Below are 17,091 nucleotides of genomic sequence, written 5' to 3'. Positions count from 1 at the left end.
CGCCGATGGTACTGCGACCGGGAGGTCGTGGGAGAGTAGGACGCCGCCGGACATTCACACTGTTAAGGGCCACCCCACTAGGGGTGGCCCTTAACATTTCTACGCACCTTTGCGTTCTGGTGTGTACGTCCACCAGGGCCGCGGCGGGTTGCCGTTCGCCTGGTCGACGGCGGACATGATCGTGTCCAGGAGACACGGATCGTGGCGTTGCTGGTCGCGTTCGCAGATCGTCTCGTAGATCTCGGCAGGATCCCGACCGGCCAGCTGGTCGATTCGCGTGATCTGCGCCCGGCCCAGGTAGTCGGCGACCGCCGGGCCGACATTCATGAGACTCGTCAGTTCGTTCTTGGACATACATCCCACCCTGCCTCGCGGGGCCGGTGCGGGTCTTGAACAAATCGGACGACTGTACGGCGCCGTGGCCCTATGCTCCGGGGATGGCTGGATTGGTGTTGATCGTCGGACTACCCGGTGCCGGCAAGACGTCGTGGGCGAAACGTGTCGAGGACGAGCGGAAAGCGCTGCGGTTCACGCCGGACGAGTGGATGGACGCGTTGTTCAACACCAATGAGTTCAACGGACGCCGCTGGGTACTCGAGTCGCAACTGTTCTGGGGCGTCGCGGCCAGGGCGTTGGCGCTCGAGGTGGACGTCATCCTCGATTACGGCTGCTGGTCCCGGGAAGAGCGCGATCTGTTCCGGACGCGCGCTCAGGCGCTCGGTGCGAGTGCGGAGATCGTCGTACTCGATCTGCCGTTCGAGGTTCTGTGGGAGAGGCTGGAGCGGCGTAACGCGGATCTGCCGCCCGCGACGTTCTCCATCACTCGGGAGGAGCTCGCGGAGTGGAGCGGCAGGTTCGAGATACCGACTGCGGATGAGCTGCAGAACTGGGATCGGCAGCTGGTGGTGAAGGAGTAGCTATTCCTCAGGGGCGATGCCGACGAGTGCGGCCGCCGCGCAGATGTGGACCGGCGTGAGGTCGATGGGGGAGACCGGCGCCTGCAGGAGGGTGCCGCGTTCGTACGGCGTGAGGCTGATGTCGATGCCGGGAGCGCCGGCCACCATGCCCCGCACGTACGTGAGCCAGCCCATCATCGGGATCCCGCGCCGGAAGACACCGGCTGCCGCGGCGAGCTCGGTGTCGGCGATACTCGCCCACTGCGGTTCCCAGATCGTGACGACCGCGCGGAGGACCTGAGCGAAGCGTTCCGACTGCTGCAGCGCGTCCTCGTCGCTCCAGTGCAGCGTGAGCTGGTCCGAGACGGTCGTCATCGTGCCGCCCATGGACAGGTCGAACAGCCACGGCAGTTCGCCGGTGCTCTGCAGGTGGAGCCGCGTCGTACTCGTACCGTTCGCGAGCACCTTCGTCGTCGCCTCGACCATCTCCTGCAGCGGAGTGGAGCCGTCGGCTTCGAGGACGTGGTACCCCCAGCGCTCGTCCTGCGTCCAGTTGTGGACGTCGGGGAACGCGACCGCGACCGCGGTCAGCGTCCGGCCGACCCGGAGCGCGCGGTGCTCGACGGTCTCGTCACGATGCGGCCATTGGGCGCGGAGCAGCCACGAAGCCATTCACGCCCTCCGATCATGATCAGGCGGACACGACGGAGCGCCGGACGGTGACACGATGCCGGATGCAGGTGACGGTACGCCGTCATACGACCGCTTGACCAGAGCTCCGCCTACTCGGTGTGAGCAGCTACGGCGCCTCTCCGGAAACGTCACCGGACCAGTCTGCTGCACCCCGTGGTGCAGGGTCAGCACCGGGGTCCGATTTTGGTAACAACGCATCGAAATCTGGACAAGTGTCAAGCTCAGCCCGCCGGTGCGGCCGCCACCAGTGCCCCCAGAGCGCTCGCCTGCGTGCGCCAGTCCCGCGCGCCGCCGCCTGCCCAGCGCTGCCCGAGCCGGTTCAGCGGGTCGCGGTCGTTCTGCCAGATCGAGTCGGTCTGCCGCTGCGCATAGGTCCGGTACGACGCGTCGCCGGTGGAGTCCGCGAGGTCCATGAAGTACCGCATGAAGATGCCCTTGAACTGCTTCTGGTTGTCGTCGCAGGTGCCCGCCGGATCACAGCTCTCGGTGAGGATCCCGCCCGGGCTGAGCGAGGACATCGCCGCGTCACCCAGCTGCCGTGCCCTCGCGAGCAGGGAGCTGTCCCCGGTCGCCCGCCACAGTTCCAGCGCGCCGCCGATCGCCAGGCCTTGGTTGTAGGTCCAGACGGTCTGGCCGTTGTTGGTGCACGCACTGGTCACGCCGTCGTTCACTAGGTTCGAGGAGTTGATCATCCCGCTGTTTACGAACCAGTTCCATCCCGCAGTCGCCCGCTGCAACCAGACGGTGTCGCCGGCCAGCCGGTTGTGCAGCGCCGCGGCCAGCCGGACGTAGAGCCCGTTCGTCACCGCGTTCTTGTAGGTGCGCTCGCGGTCCCACCACACGCCGCCGCCACAGGTGCTCGTGTCCCAGTACCCCTGCACGTAGTTCGCGATGGTGACCGCCATGTCCAGGTACTTGCGGTCGCCGGTCAGGTCGTACGCCTCGATCCACGCGATACCCCACCATTCGGTGTCGTCGATCGCGCGGCTGATGAAGTTCCCCTCCAGCGCGTCACCGCTCTTCTCGCCGGCCGGGAACACTCCCTTGTTCTTCTCGAACACCTCGTTCACGATCCAGCGCAGATCGGTACGCCGGGTGCGCTGCTGGTAATCCATCAGCGTCGTCACCGCCACCGCGGAGTTCCACCAGCTCGACAGCCACCAGGCGGTGTGCGCCTGGTACGAGTACATCAACGCGTCAGCTGCTGCGCCGGTGCGGTCGGAGGCCGGGCGCGCCCACGCCGTACAGCTGCCGTTCTGGCCTTCGACGGCTCGCCCGCACGCGCGGACCGCGCCGCCGTACAGCTTGGAGATTGGGTCGGTTACCGCGTAGAGGCGGGTGGTGGCTGCACTGGCGCCGGAGGCGACGCTGGTTCGGCCGAGTGATGCGCCGCCGGGCCAGGACGCGCCTTCGTTCCAGGAACGATCGAGCCAGATCTCGTCGCCGCCCGTGCCGTTCTCGAGTGCGCCCCACGCCATCCCGCGATTGTCGACATGGAGCGAGATCCGCCGGTTCGACAGGGTGGTCGACGGCACCGGCTGGTTGTCGCCGGTCGGACCGGAGCTACCGTCGCAGGCCGCCGCGCAGACCGCGGTGTGTACCCAGGCGGTGCAGTCGACGCCCGCCGCGTCACCGCAGGCGCGGATCAGGCCGCGCCGGTGCCCGGCCGGGTCGGCGAGGTTGTACATGAGGGTGCGCGTGCCGGTCCATCCGGACGGGATCGAGGCCTTGCCGAGCAGGCCGTCCCAGGTCGCGCCGCCGTCCCAGCTGCGGTCCAGCCAGACCGCGTCGTTGGTGGATCCGTTGTCGATGCTGCCCCACGCCATCGCGTCCTTGTCGGACACGTGCAGTACGACGCGACGCCCGTTGATCACCTTCTCCGGTACGGGGAACGTCTCCTCCTGTGCTGTCGAAGGATCGAGCGTGTCGCACGAGACCGAGCAGACCTGTGCTGCAAGCGGGTGGGCGTCAAGCGGGTGTGCATCAACAGGAAGCGGCAAGAGCAGGCCGAACACCAACAGAATCCGCATGTCAGCCTCCGAGGCCGGGCTGGTTGGTCCAGGTTGTGTCGGCGTCGTACGACGCGCCGCCGTCCCACGCGTTCGCGCCGCCGACGGTGGCGATGTAGACCAGCTCACTGGCGTGCCGGACGTAGTACGTCGGGTAGTTGATCGACTGCAGTGACACGTTGCCGGTCCCGCCGGCGCGTGGTGGCTGGGCGCAGAACGTGGCGTCCTTGCGGAACGTGTCGGTGCCGTCGTTGGACGCCTTCTGCAAGCGGTAGTTGCTGTGCCGGAGGTACTGGCCCGGGAAGTTGACCGACTCGAGTGAGTAGCAACTGCTCTCGGCCAGGCCGGCGCGGATCACGAAGCTTGCGTCCTGGCGATCCGTCAGCGACGAGTTGGCATCGATCACGTCGGTCCGGGCCAGCCCTTCGCGATGCCGCAGGACTCGATCGGTATAGCCGACCGTGGTCACGCGGAACGTGCGGCTCTGGCCGACGGCGAGGTCCGCGCCGCTTCGCCACCAGGCCGGGACGAGGTTCCAGGTCGCGTCGTCCCGGTACGAGCCGCCGGTGTCGGTGTCCAGCCAGACCTCGGAGTTGCGGTGGCGCAGGTAGTACCCGGGTCGGGCGGCGGACTCCAGCGACGTACCTCCGCCGCTCAGACCGGGATGCGTGCAGAAGGTGGCGTCGGCCGCGGAGGCGTCGCCCGAGATGTAGATCCGCAGGTCGCGCTGGCGCAAGTACTGACCGGGGAAGTTGCGTGACTCGAAGGAGTAGCAGTTGCTGTTCGACAGCCCTGGCCGGACCCAGAAGGTTGCGTCCTGCTTGAGCGTTTGGTTGCTGCCCGCATCGATGACCTCGGTGTTCGCGACACCGTCGATGTGCCGCAGGTACCGGTTCGTGTATGTCGGGGTGGTGACCCGGAAGGACACCAGCTTGCCAAGAGGAAGCGTCGTACCGTTAGCGGCGGCCAGGACCTGTTGATTCACGGCACGCACCCGCGCGAAGTCCATCTTCTGCACCTGCCGGTCGTAGGTGTAGAAGCCGTTGATCTCGTCCTCGACATCGGTCGGCTCCGTGTAGACCGAGCCGGACAGCCCGGATCCGGTGATCAGGTCCGGCAACTGGCTGGTGATCTGCGCGTACCGCGTGGTCAGCGCGTCCGGCGTCGGGAGCATCTCGTACGCGAAGCTGTTGCCGCTCGGCCACTCGTGACCGGGGACGTGCAGTCCGAGGCCGCCGTACTCACCGAGTTGCAAAACACGCGTCGTCGACGGCGCCCGCGCGACGCCGGGACCGACGTACATGTGGTCGTCGATGACGTCGCCGTTGCCGGGATCCGGATCCGAGTCGCAGCAGTTCGAACCGGAGTTGTGGTTGACCAGCCGGCTCGGGTCGAGGCTCTTCACCAGGTCGGCGATCCGGCCGGCCTGGAACTCGCCCCAGCCCTCGTTGAACGGGATCCATTGCGTGATCGACGTGATCTGCTTGCGGTTGTCGACCATCCGGCGCAGCTCGAACTCGTACCGTGCCTCGCCGGTCGCGGAAGCGTTGCGTCCGGCAACCAGCGACGGCATGTCCTGCCACACCATCAGCCCGAGCTTGTCCGCCCAGTAGAACCAGCGCGCCGACTCGACCTTGATGTGCTTGCGCACCATGGTGAAGCCGAGGGCCTTCTGCTGCTCGAGGTCGAACCGCAACGCGTCGTCCGTCGGCGCGGTGTAGAGGCCGTCCGGCCAGTAACCCTGGTCGAGGGTGCCGAGCGCGTAGACGAACTTGCCGTTCAGCGTCGGCCGGAGGAAGCCGCCGAGCATCGCCTTGCCGACGGACCGCATCCCGAAGTACCCGCCGACCGCGTCGCTGCCCATCGTCACGCGGAGGTCGTAGAGGAACGGGTCGTCGGGCGACCACAGGCGCGCGTTCGGTACGGCGACGCGGAACGACGTACCGCTGACGCCGCTCGCTTCACCGACGACCTGACCGCCGGACAGCACCTGGGCGTGGACAGCTTGACCGGGCGAAGATCCCTGCACGGTGAGGTCCAGTCCGCCGGCCGCGACGTTCGGGATCGTGTCGAGCCGGGTGATCCAGGTGGGCTGCGTCGGCTCGAGCCAGACGGTCTGCCAGATGCCTGACGACGGTGTGTACCAGATGCCGCCGCGGTTGAGGCGCTGCTTGCCGAGCGGGATGTCCTCGGTGTCGACCGGCGCCCAGACGCCGACGACGATGTCGTTGCTACCGGCCCGCAACGCCGACGTGATGTCGTACGAGAACGCGTCGTACCCGCCCTCGTGGGTGCCGAGCAGCGTGCCGTTCACCCACACCTTCGACTGCCACATCACCGCGCCGAAGTTGAGTTGCACGTGGCGTCCCGACCAGCCGGCCGGGACGGTGAACGTGCGCTTGTAGTACATCCGGTTCTCGTGGCGCTGGATGCCGGAGAGCGCGGACTCGATCGGGTACGGGACCAGGACCTCCTCGGGCAGCGTCCCGGTCGGCGGGTTGTTCAGATCGCTCGTCGGCGCGAACTGCCAGACGCCGTTGAGGCTCTGCCACTCGGCCCGCGTCAGCTGCGGCCGCGGGTATTCGGGGAGCGGGTTCGTGACCGACACCTGATTGGTCCACGGGGTGGCCAACGGCGGCGGCTTCGGCGTGAACGCACTGGCGGTGAGCGGCGTCAGGAGTACGGCGATGACGCCGAGCACCAACGTCAGAAGGCGGAGTCGCGACAGCATGATGGATCTCCCTGGGGCGGTAGGAAGAGAGCGCTCTCACCTGGTGAGTATGCGGGCCCGCGCGGCCAGGTCAAGACCTCGCGTGATTGTTTCTGTCGGAAATTGTCGGACTACGTGAAGATCTGACGCGTGCAGTCCGAACTCTGCGTCGGGCGCCTGCCACTCATTTGGTGGGTTGGCGTCCGAGATACAGGGTTGGCGACCGAGATCCCGGGAGCCAACCCAGACTTTCGGACGCCCACCCACCAAATGCCGACCGCCGCCGGCCGGGTCAAGGTGGTGCAGCGGCGCCCCGGGGGGCGTCCGCTTCAGGGGTAGTCCGCGTGTGACCCAGCTTTAAGCGAGCGTCGGCGAGGCAAGTTCCAGGGTCGGGGTTGAACCGCGGTACGACGTCATCCACTCGCGGAGCAACTCGACCCGGGCCGCGTTGTCCTCGTTGCCCTTCACCACGGGCGCCTGGTTGTACGGCATGGTGTCCGAGCTGCGCCGGAGCTTGACGTACAGGCGGGACGAGGCGAGCGCGTACCGCTCCATGTCGTCCTGGAGCGCGCCGATCACGGTGATGTTCCGGTCGCGGCCGATCTGCTCGAACAGTGCCACCGCCTCGCGACGGTGCTGCGAACCCAGGTTGCGGCCGAGCTCGTCGAGGATCAGCAGCAGCGGACGGTCGGAGCCGCCGGCGAGTGCGGCCGCGCACACCAGCTTCACCGCCTTCTCGTCCATCTGGGCGGTGTTGCCCTTGACGTTGAACGCCGAGAACGGGCCGCCCTCGGACCGGCGCCACTTCGGCGTGACCGTCCAGCGCCACGGCTTGTCGGGCTCGGCGGGCGGATCGGGCTCGGGGAATTCGAGCTTCGCGCCGTACCCGCCGTACTGCTGGTCGAGGCGGTCGAACTCCTGCGACACCAGACGGAGCCGGGCCTTGATGCCGTCGGCGAGCGACGCGCGGTGCGCGCGGGCCGTGCTCTCCGCTTCGCCGAGTCCTTCGCGGGCGCGCTCCAGCGCGGCGTTCCGCTCGGCGCGCTGGCTGGCGATCTGCTGTTGCTGCAGGCTGTCGAACGTCTCGTGCTGGGCGAGGTGGCTGCTCAGCGTGCGCTGCAGCGCCGGCACCAGGCCGACGCGGTCGCCGAGCGTGCCGTTCGTCCAGCCGTCCGGGCCGTTCAGGATCTCCCACAGCTCGGTCGGGATCTCTTCACGGGATCGGGCGTTCGGGAAACAGCGGCGGATGACGTCGTCGAGCTGCGTACAGGCCTGGTGGTTCCAGTCGGCCGTCGTCCGGCGTTGCGCGTCGTCGGCCAGTCCGAGAATGAACTCCTCGGCCTCGGCGGGCGTCCCGCCCCAGGCGGTCGTCCGGGTCGTGAGGTCGAGCGCGGTCTGCTCCTCGCGCAGCGCGAGACGGCGGCCGGTCAGCTCGTCGAGGATCCGGTCGTACTCGCGACGGGTCGCTTCGAGGTTCTTCAGGCGCTCGTCGCGGACCAGTTGCTGGCCTGCGGCGGTCTCGGCGGACTCCTTCGCCGCCTGCAGTTGCGGTGCGAGCGTGTCGCGGTCGGTCTCGTGCCGGTCGACGGTCTCGCGGAGCGCGAGGATCTGCTCCTGCACCGAGTCGGCGTCGGCGAGCGCGCGAGCGGCCGCCGTACGACGCTCTGCCTGCTCGACCCGCGACCGCGCCTGCTCCAGCGCCGCCGACGCCTTCGACCGTGCTTCGACGGCGGCCTCGACGCGGCGGCGGGCTGCCTCGATCCGCGCGGTCCGGCCGGTGATCGGCTCGTCGAACTGCCCGACCGCCACCACACCGGCGACATCGTCGATGTTGTCCTTGGTCGCGCGCTCGCCGATCGCGGCGAAGAACGCGTCCAGCACGAACCGCTTGTCCGCGGACTTCGGACCCCGCTTCGCGGAACCCTTGCTGCCCGGGCGATTCGCCAGCACCAGCAGGAATCCGGCGTACCCGGCGTCGGCCAGCGCGGTCGCCGCAACCGTCGCGTCGCCCGCATCGATGACCACGGCCTCGCGGTACGGCGCGAACCGGGGCTCCCACTCGGCCCGGTCGGACTCCGGCAGCTCGGTGATGTCGGTCAGCGCACCGCACTCAATGCCGGCGTTCTCCAGGACCTGCTGCTGCGCCGCGGAGACGGTCTGGCCGCTCTCCGCTTCCTTCAGGTCCGCCGTCGTGTGCTCGACGGCGACCCGTGCTGCGTGGTCGCGGCCGATGTGTTCCTCGAGGACCTCGCGCGCTTCGGCCTGCTCTTCGGCCGCGACGGCCAGGTCGCGGCCATCTGCCGAACGGCCCGCTTCCAGCAGCCGCCGGTGCTCCTGCCCGAGACGCTCCAGTTGCTCCCGCACCGACCGTTGCGCCAGGTCGAGCTCCCGGTCGCGGGCGTCGAGCTTGTCCCGCTCCTGGCGGGTCAGCTGAACGTCCCGGAGCATGCCCTCCTCGTTGCCAAAGGCATCGATATCGGCGTCGATCGCTTCCTTCCGGGCCTCCTGTTCGGCGACCCGTTCGTCGAGAACCGTCAACTCCTGCAGGATTTCGTCGTTCCGCGCGGAACTGTCGATCAGGTGCCGCGCCGAGCGCGCCTGCCAGGACTCCTTGGCCGCGGCGAGCGCCTCACGGGCCGCCGCACGTTGCAGGATGCCCGCCTCGACAGTCGCCATCTCCTGCTCCCAGCGCTGCAGGTCCGCGGTCGCCTGCTTGGTCGCCTCGCGCTGGGTGTGCTCGGCCGAACGGTGCGCCTGCTCCTGCTCGAGCTCGTGGTCGAGACCGGTGAGGGTCGCGATCGCGTTGAAGATCCGGGCCGGGCCGAGCTCGTTGAGCGGCTCGGCGAGCAGGTTCGCGGTCGGGCTGGAACGCACCGAGGTGGACAGGAACGAGACGCACCGGACCTGCCCGCCGTACAGCACCTGGGAGAGCTTGTTGGCGTGGAAGTCGGTGCGGCCGTTCGAGTGCGGGAGGGTGGCCCACAACGCGTCGGCGCCGGCGGCGCGCTCGGCCTCGGTCGCGCCGTACGGGATGTGCAGACCCTGTTTCCAGCGCAGGTCGATGTACGACGCCTTGCGGTTGATGCGGATCCAGACCGTGATCGCGGCCGCCTCGATCTCGTCGAGGTCGGTGAGGTCCGGGTCCGAGAAGACGCCGACGATGTAGCCGCGGTCGACGTTCGACCAGTTGCCTTCCTGGCCGGCCGCCTCGGCCGTGAACAGCAGCTCGGCCGCGCCGGGCGCGCCGCTGGTCAGGCGCCACTGGTCGTCGGCGTGCAGGAGGCTGAGCGCGGCGATCCAGGACGACTTGCCGGCGCCGTTCGAGTCGGTGGGGCCCTGGCCGGCGACCGTGATCAGGCCGCGGCCGATCATCGGGATCGGGTGCGTCGACAGGCGGGACAGGTCGACGACCTGCACACCGAGCAGCACCTTGGACCCGAGGATGTCGAACGGTCCGTCCTCAGTGCTCATGCGTCTTCTCCCGTGGTAGTGCTGACTGGGACGCCGTTGCGGGCGCGGATGGCCTCGGCGATCGGACTGGCCGGAGCGGCGGCGAGGATCAGCTGGTCCTGCAGGCGGCGACGTGCGGCCGGGGTCAGTCGTTGTAGCTGCGGACCTGGGATGTACGACGGTCCGCCCGAGTGATCGCCGGACAGCTGGATCAACCCCGCGGCGCGCAACCGCTGCAGGGCCAGGCGTCGCTCCTCGCCGCTGATCCTGGTCGTTCGCAGCTCGTCGACCGTGGTGGGGCGAGCGGACTTCCAGCTGTCACCGGTCAGGATGCCTTCGCTGCGGGGGATCGCGACGGAATGGATCAGCACGAGCACCAGTACTGCGCGGTCGATGACGGACAACGGCTGCCAGCCTTGAGCCACGAGGCTCGCGGCGATGTCATCGTCGTACCCCGCGGTCCAATGAGTGCCGTCGACGTGGACGAGGGTTCGGCCGATGAGCTTGAGCATGCGCTGCACCTGGCGGCGCAGCGTGACGTCACGGAGCCCGGCGAGCTGCACTTCGGCGACCGGGTGCGCGGCGTACTGCACCGCGCTGAACGCGGCCAGTACCTCGTCCCGGGAGCGGTCGCTGAGGTCCTGGAGCAACGGATCGAACAACGCATGCTGCTCACTCATCGGAATCCTCCGCAGAAGCTGCGTGTGCTGCCGGGGCGGGGTCCGGGAGCTCGTCGTCCGGGGTCGTCGTGGCGGGCGGGGAGGACAGGATGGGTGGGGGTGGCTCCGGGAGGTGGCGGCACAGGTCTCGGAGGGTGGTGAGGTCGGCTGCGGTCCAGGTGATGACGCGTGGCCCGAGGCGGACCTCGGCGGCCTTGTCGTCCCACAGGAGCCAGTGCGTCGCGTGCAGGCGGCGCAGGCTGCCGATGATCAGGGTGAGATCGCTCGACTGCTCGGGGCGGCCGCGCATCCCGGCGTACACGGATCTGACCTGCGCGAGCGTCCCGGTCGAACCGGGCCAGGCCGGCGCGCTGCGGTCGGTCCAGCAGCAGGCGACGCAGATCGCGAGGATGCGGGCCGTCTCGTTCGGCTGCTCGACGGCGACCGGCGGCGCGTCGAGCTCGTCGAGCACGCCATGACCTGCGCCGGACGGGAGGGTCGGCACCAGCCAGACCGATGACCCGTCCGGAGCCGCGGCACGGGTGAGACCGGCGACGGCAGGCGTGTCCGGGTCGACCTCGAGGGGACCGGCGGACTGCACCTTCGCCCACCACAACGCGTTGTACAGCCGCCGCTCGACAGCTTCGGTGCTCATCGGGCCACCCGGCGGAACACGCCTTCGGTCGCCCACGGCGTACCGGCGGTGGGGTCGATCCGCATGCCGTCGGACCACACCAGCTCGTAGTCGAGCTCGTCGTGCAGGTGCGCCGCCGTCAGCTCGGCGAGCACGCGGCGCGCGGTGATCCAGTCGCCTGCCTCGTCGATGACCTCGACGATGTCGACGCTCGGGCGCCCGGCGAGCACCCGCTCCGCCTCGGCGCGGAGGTCCTCGCGGTCCGTCGCGGCGGCGGACTCCGGAGCGTCCGCATCCGCGGTCGGACGCGGTGGGGCCATCCGCGCCGTCCCGCTGCGACGTCCCGTTTCGACGGCCTCGACCATCGTCTGCGCGGAGAAGTCCGGCGCGGCGGCGTCGAACAGCAGCCCGTCGAGTACGGCGGCCAGCGTGCCGGGATCGCTGCCCCGGGAGAAGGTCAACCAGGTCTCGATGGGCAGCAGGCCGAGCGCCCGCGTCGTGCCGGCGCGCTCGACCAGGCGGCCGGCAGCGAGCTGGACAGCATCGGCGTACGCCGCCAGCGCCATCCGGAGCGAGGTGCAGTCGCGGTGCAGCTCGGGCCAGCGGTCGAGGACCAGCCGGTGCACCTTCTCGGCCTGCTCGATCAAGCGCTCGTTGCCCCAGGCGAGCTGGGCGTTCTCCCGGAGCTGGGCGGTGGTGCTGGTCGAGACCAGGATGGCGAGCTCGTTGCCGAGCAGGCGGAAGACCTTGGTCAGGCGGCCGATCGAGGCTCGGCCGTCGTCGGCCGTCGCCTGCGGGTCGCTGACGCTGTGCGCCTCGAGGGTGAGCAGCTGGTGCAGCTCGCCCTGACCGCCCTGGACGGACATCCGGCGCAGGAACATCAGCATCACGTACGGCGCGAAGGCCGCGCGGTGCCGCAACTCGTTCGGACGGTCGACGAGTTTGGTGATCGCGCCGTACTGCCGGAGGACCTCGAAGCGGCGGACGATCACGTCGTGCGGATACGCCCGGCAGGCGAGGGTGGCCTGCTCGACGGTCAGCCCGTCGCTGCCCGCCTCGGCGAACGCGTCCAGGATCGCCTGGTCGGCGTCGAGCAGATCCGGGTCGACGATCATCGCGCCGGCCTCGCGGGCGAGCACGGCGAACACCTGACGGTAGACCCGCAGCACCGCCGCGTCGGCCTCGGCGTCGAGCAGTGTCGCGTCCATCCGCACTCCCTCCCGTGAGAAAAGGACTCTAACCACCCGCACCGACAGACCAAAACCGGCCCGCCACCGGCCTGTGGAAAACCGGATGACGGCGGAACCGCGGCTGCCTACCATCCGAGGTGTGATGAGAATCCTTGGCTGACGCGGTCGGGAAAGGCCGCGTCAGTACCACGGCACCCTCTTGGTGTCGCCCCGCCGGAGCGGACCCCCTGGGTCCCCGGCGCGCTTGCTGATTCTCTCCGTACGGAGCCTGCACATGACTGTGCACCCTTTTGTCCGCTCTATCGGCGCGCAACACCCTCGTGTCCGTGACCTGCTCGCGCTCCGCAAGGACGGTTCGCCCGGCCGGATCATGGTCGAAGGCACCTGGGAACACGACCGCCTGCTGACCACGACCGCCACCATCGAGGCCTTCTTCTGGTGCCCCGAAGCCAGTCCCGAGGCCGGTGCGGCGGACGTCGACCGGATCGTCGACCGCGCCACCGAGGTGTACCGCATCTCGGAGAAGCTGCTCGCCCGGCTGTCCCGCAAGACCCGCTCGGACGGCCTGATCTCGATCGCGAGGGTCCTGGAGTGGCGGCCGCAGACGTTCCGCTTCACCAGCCGGTCACTGGTCCTGGTGGCCGACGGCGTCGAGTACGCCGGGAACCTCGGCACCCTGATCCGTACGGCGGACGCCGCCAACGCCGACTGCCTCGTCCTGACCAGCCGCCGCGCCCGCCCGACGCACCCCGCCGTGTACTCCGCGAGCCGCGGCACTGTCCTCTCGACCCCGATCGTGGAGTTCGACGACATCCCGTCCGCGGCCGCGTGGCTGCGGAGCCACCGGTTCCGCGTGCACCTCGCGGACCCGGCCGCGACGGGCACCTATCGAGTTCCGCAGTACGACGGTCCGACCGCGTTCGTGGTCGGCTCGGAGGGCTCGGGGCTGTCGCGGGCGTGGCACGACGAGGGGTTCGACGCGGTGTCGATCCCGATGCTCGGCCAGGCGGACTCGCTGAACGTCGCGCTCTCGGCCGGGATCCTGCTGTTCGAGGCACGGGCCCGGAAGGAAGGCTGGTGACACAATGGGTCGCCGCCGAGGAGAAGGAGAGTGCCCGTGCCGTTCGAGCCAGGCGAGGTCGTCGCCCCGTCCGATCCGCGCATCGTCCTGGAAGGACAGTGGGGACAGCAGCCCGGCGTGGCGATCACGGTCAACTCCGGGTCGCGGATCTCGTTCTCGTACGCCGGGGAGCGGGTGCAACTGCTGTTCGACACCGACGGGCTGACCGTGGCGCCGCACCTGTGGATCACGGTCGACGACGGCGAGCCCTCGTTGCACGTGCTCGAAGGACCGGTCATCGAACTGTCGGCGCCCGATGGCCGGCACCAGGTGTCGGTGGTGGTGAAGGACGTGAACGAGCACGTCAACCGGTGGAACCCGCCGTTCGAGTGCGCGGTCGTGTTCGCCGGTCTGGTGCTCGACGTACGGTCGGCGTTGCGGCTCAGCGGCCGGCCGGGCGGTCCGCACGTGGAGTTCTACGGCGACTCGATCACGCAGGGCGTGCGGTCGCTGAGCGAGCACCCGGAGTCGGAGGGTGCGGACGGTACGACGTCGTACGCGTATCTGACAGCGCGCGCGTTCGGCGCCACGTCGTACCAGGTCGGGTTCGGGAGCCAGGGGATCAGCAAGCCGGGGAACGGCGAGGTGCCGGCCGGGGTCGACTCGTTCGGGTGGAATTTCGCCGGCTCACCGGCCGAGCGGGTCGAGCCGTCGGACGTGGTGGTGATCAACCTCGGCGTGAACGATCCGACGCTCGAGGTCGAGGAGTACGCCGGTTACGTACGCCGGGTGCGGGCGGCGTACCCGACCACGACGATCGTGTCGCTGACCCCGTTCAACGGCAAGCACGCGGACGCGATCGAGGCCGCCGTGAAGTCCCTCGACGACCCGAACCTGGTCTACCTCGACTCCACCGGCTGGATCACCGAAGCCGACTGCACCGACCAGGTCCACCCCACAGTCGAAGGCCACACCAAGATCGCCACCCACCTGATCAAGGCCCTCGAAACCCAAACCACTCTCCGCCGCCCCACCTGACCTCAGCACACCCTCCCGAACGCTCTTGTGAAGCAGGTGTGGGTTGGCTGGGTCGAGCTGCGGGGAAACAAAGTTGCAGGGAGCGACCATTTCTATCCCCACCACGACTGCTCACCGCACACCTGCACCCCGGCGCCTGCAGCGAGTCGGCTTCAGGGACGGGGCGTTCCATCCGTGGGAGATCGGCGATCCGGAGGGGTTCGCCGCGATGGCGTGTGTGGAGCTGCTCGTCCACGGTCAGGATCTCGCCGACGGCCTGGACTGCGCGCTCGATCCGCCCGCCGACCTGTGCGATCGCGTCCTCACGCGGCTGTTCACGCACGAACCCCGCGCTGTCGACGACCGTGGCTCGAACTGCGTCGGCAGACCGGCCTCAACGGATCCAGTTTGGTCAGCAGCAACCGACGTCGCCGCCTCTCGCACATCGATGTCGGCCGATCTCAACCACGCCACCCCTACCAGCGGCAGTGCATCCCTGATATGGGGCCCGCGGGGGCGGGCTCAACTGGCGCGGAAGGCGACGGCGAGCAGTTGCTCGGTGAACGGCTTCAGGTCGCCGCCCCACGGGTTGTAGGCGACCGTCAGTTGGCGGCGACCGTCCTCGGTGGTCCACGAGGCGGTCTGGTAGCCGAAGATGTCGCCGTCGTGGCCCCACAACCGGATGCCGTTGACCAGCCTGGTCTCCAATCCGAGGCCGTAGTCGTAGCTGCGGCCCGTAGTCTGGATTTGCAGCAATTGCCGTTGCTGCTCGACCCCGAGCAGGCTCCCGGTGAGCAAAGCGCGGTAGAAGAGGTTGAGGTCGGCCGCGGTGGACACGAGCTCACCTGACGCGCCGGTGACAGATGGATTGAATCGGGTGATGTCCACCGGCTCGATCAGGCCGCCGGTCTCTCGTGGCAGGTAGCCGTGTGCATGCGGTCCCGCGATGACCGAGCGGCGGCCGGGGAACTGTGTACCGTGCAGCCGCAGCCGACGGAGTATCCGGCGCTCGGCCTCCTCCGCGTAGTGGTTACCGGTAACCCGTTGAATCACCAGACCGAGCAGAATGTAGTTGGTGTTCGAGTACATCCACGAGGTGCCAGGCTCGAAGAGCAGGCCCAGCCCGGCGGTGAAGTTCAACAGTTCCTGCGGGGTCCAGGTCCGGTTGCGAAGCTCGAGCACCTGGTCGGCTGTGCCGTAGAGGGTGCGGAACGGGCGGGTGTTCGTGTAGTTCTCGATGCCGCTGGTGTGCTGCAGCAGGTGGTGCACCGTGATCCGACGGCCCTCGGCCACGACGCCAGGCAGCCAGTACTCAACCGTGTCGTCGAGCCGCAGCCGCCCCTCGCCGACCAGTTGGAGGACGATCGTGGCGACGAACGACTTGGTGATGCTGCCGGCCCGGAACCGCCCGTTGACGGCGACCGGCTTCGCCGAACCGAGCTCGGCGACCCCGCTGCTTCCCCGCCACACCTGGCTGGAGTCGCGCACCTCGGCCAGCACCGCGGACGCGGCCGCGGTGGCGATGTCGTCCAGAATCTTCTGCAGCCCAGCAGCGTCAGGCCCGCGGCGGGGAAGTACTTGTGCGGCGGCGTGAGTCGCTGAGCTCGATCGCAGCAGCCCGGTGCCTCCGGAGGTCAGGGCCACGAGCCCGGCAGTGGCGGCCTTCAGTGTGGTGCGACGGCTGATCATATAACTAGGGTACTAGTACAATAGATCATTGGTCTAATTCGTCGTGCTGAGTTGGGCCGAGTTCGAGAACCACTTCCTGCTCCGCAAGGTCGCCCTCGGCGACTGCCACCGCCCCGCACGCGCAACCAGAGGCCCCGGCACTGACGCCCCGTCGCGTGGCCAGCTGCCATCGAGCTGGGCTGGACAAACGAGTTGACCACCAAACGCCGCCAGGCCGCTTCGACGACCTCAGAAAAGATTGACGTCGCTTCTGGAGCTGTATGAGGGTTTCGGGATGACTGTCAAAGAGCTGATCTGGGACATCGACGGCACCTTGCTGGACACCACTGCGGCGGTGCCAGCCGCGTTCGTTCGGGCAGCGCGGGCGCTGAGTGGACCCGATCTCGATCCGAGCGACGTTGTCGACGCGTACTGGCGCGGCACGCCGGAAGTCATTCTGGAGCACCTCGTTGGGAGGCCACTGACGCCGGGCGAGACCGATGTGTACTACCAGGAGCTTGAGGATGTAGAAGTGGCGCCGTACCCGGAAGTGGCCGACACCTTCGCTGTCCTCCAAGCCCAAGGCAGGGCTCGGGCGGTGTTCACCGGTGCGAGTACGCGGGCGGCCGGGATGCTCTTGAAGGCCGCGGGCTTGCCGGTTGACGTGCTCATCGGCGGAGACCAGGTTGCGTACGCGAAGCCTGCACCGGACGGCATTCTGCTGGCCGCGAAGAAGCTCGGCATCGAGCCCGAGAACACGGCCTACATTGGAGACTCGCCGCTGGATCTACGTGCCGCGAAGTCCGCCGGCAGTTTCAGTGCCGCAGCGGCGTGGGGTCATCAGTACAACCAGGCAGAGCCAGCAGATGTAGTGCTCACGTCGGCTGCGCGGGCGCTCGACCTGCTGCCCATCAGAGACGTGTGATGCGCCGGATCGTTCAGCCTGGTTGTGGTCGTGGCTGCCAGCAGATCGAATGTCGTCGCACCATTCCCCGGTGGCTCGGTCCCAATCTCCTAGCTTCCCGGCCAACCACCCCAGCGCATACCTTGACGAGTTCAGTGAAGCGTGGAAATGGCGACCGACGCCGCTCGACGAACCCTGGGA

At 68.6% G+C, this 17,091-nt stretch carries 13 protein-coding genes; 4 read left to right on the top strand and 9 right to left on the bottom strand.

The window, feature by feature from the left end; genetic code table 11:
* Nucleotides 1-99: 99 nt before the first annotated feature.
* Complete coding sequence (locus E0H92_RS43905; protein ID WP_131462843.1) at nt 100-354, bottom strand: helix-hairpin-helix domain-containing protein; 255 nt, start codon at nt 352-354, stop codon at nt 100-102.
* A gap of 83 nt (nt 355-437) precedes the next feature.
* On the opposite strand from E0H92_RS43905, the gene E0H92_RS43900 reads away from it, so the two are divergent.
* The gene (locus tag E0H92_RS43900) at nt 438-917 is read left to right on the top strand and encodes a P-loop nucleotide/nucleoside kinase family protein (RefSeq protein ID WP_131462844.1); all 480 of its coding nucleotides are present in this window, start codon (nt 438-440) and stop codon (nt 915-917) included.
* Here the strand turns inward: E0H92_RS43900 and E0H92_RS43895 are convergent, their stop codons facing one another.
* The 7 genes from E0H92_RS43895 to E0H92_RS43865 form a co-directional block, all read right to left on the bottom strand.
* Nucleotides 918-1,568 (bottom strand): hypothetical protein, encoded by a 651-nt coding sequence (locus tag E0H92_RS43895; protein ID WP_131296354.1) that lies wholly within the window; start codon nt 1,566-1,568, stop codon nt 918-920. It abuts the gene before it with no gap.
* Between the two features lie 242 nt (nt 1,569-1,810).
* Nucleotides 1,811-3,619, bottom strand: coding sequence for a glycoside hydrolase family 76 protein (locus E0H92_RS45425; protein WP_131500487.1), 1,809 nt, complete (start codon nt 3,617-3,619; stop codon nt 1,811-1,813).
* A gap of 1 nt (nt 3,620) precedes the next feature.
* Nucleotides 3,621-6,329 (bottom strand): AbfB domain-containing protein, encoded by a 2,709-nt coding sequence (locus E0H92_RS43885; protein ID WP_131500486.1) that lies wholly within the window; start codon nt 6,327-6,329, stop codon nt 3,621-3,623.
* Between the two features lie 336 nt (nt 6,330-6,665).
* On the bottom strand, nt 6,666-9,779 hold the full coding sequence (locus E0H92_RS43880) for a coiled-coil domain-containing protein (protein ID WP_131462848.1): 3,114 nt from the start codon (nt 9,777-9,779) through the stop codon (nt 6,666-6,668).
* Nucleotides 9,776-10,438: a hypothetical protein gene (locus E0H92_RS43875; protein WP_131462849.1), complete on the bottom strand. Its 663-nt coding sequence runs from the start codon at nt 10,436-10,438 to the stop codon at nt 9,776-9,778. Before E0H92_RS43875 ends, E0H92_RS43880 begins: the two co-directional genes overlap by 4 nt.
* Nucleotides 10,431-11,072, bottom strand: coding sequence for a hypothetical protein (locus E0H92_RS43870; RefSeq protein WP_131500485.1), 642 nt, complete (start codon nt 11,070-11,072; stop codon nt 10,431-10,433). Before E0H92_RS43870 ends, E0H92_RS43875 begins: the two co-directional genes overlap by 8 nt.
* Nucleotides 11,069-12,259: a hypothetical protein gene (locus E0H92_RS43865; RefSeq protein ID WP_131500484.1), complete on the bottom strand. Its 1,191-nt coding sequence runs from the start codon at nt 12,257-12,259 to the stop codon at nt 11,069-11,071. Before E0H92_RS43865 ends, E0H92_RS43870 begins: the two co-directional genes overlap by 4 nt.
* A 256-nt stretch (nt 12,260-12,515) precedes the next feature.
* Between E0H92_RS43865 and E0H92_RS43860 the strand changes: the two genes are divergently transcribed.
* Nucleotides 12,516-13,322 carry a TrmH family RNA methyltransferase gene (locus tag E0H92_RS43860; RefSeq protein ID WP_131462851.1) on the top strand — a complete coding sequence of 269 codons (807 nt, stop codon included), beginning with the start codon at nt 12,516-12,518 and terminating at the stop codon, nt 13,320-13,322.
* A 36-nt stretch (nt 13,323-13,358) separates the two neighbouring features.
* Nucleotides 13,359-14,339 carry an SGNH/GDSL hydrolase family protein gene (locus E0H92_RS43855; RefSeq protein ID WP_238173855.1) on the top strand — a complete coding sequence of 327 codons (981 nt, stop codon included), beginning with the start codon at nt 13,359-13,361 and terminating at the stop codon, nt 14,337-14,339.
* Between the two features lie 501 nt (nt 14,340-14,840).
* Here E0H92_RS43855 and E0H92_RS43850 read toward each other — a convergent pair.
* A complete protein-coding gene (locus tag E0H92_RS43850; RefSeq protein ID WP_131500483.1) occupies nt 14,841-16,007 on the bottom strand; it encodes a serine hydrolase domain-containing protein in 1,167 nt (388 codons plus the stop codon).
* Nucleotides 16,008-16,245: 238 nt separating this feature from the next.
* On the opposite strand from E0H92_RS43850, the gene E0H92_RS43845 reads away from it, so the two are divergent.
* Nucleotides 16,246-16,911, top strand: coding sequence for an HAD family hydrolase (locus tag E0H92_RS43845; RefSeq protein ID WP_202874133.1), 666 nt, complete (start codon nt 16,246-16,248; stop codon nt 16,909-16,911).
* The last annotated feature ends 180 nt before the right edge of the window (nt 16,912-17,091 follow it).

The organism is Kribbella speibonae (assembly GCF_004331375.1).
Taxonomy (GTDB): Bacteria; Actinomycetota; Actinomycetes; order Propionibacteriales; family Kribbellaceae; genus Kribbella; species Kribbella sindirgiensis.
This window is presented reverse-complemented; position numbering and strand designations above follow the sequence as displayed.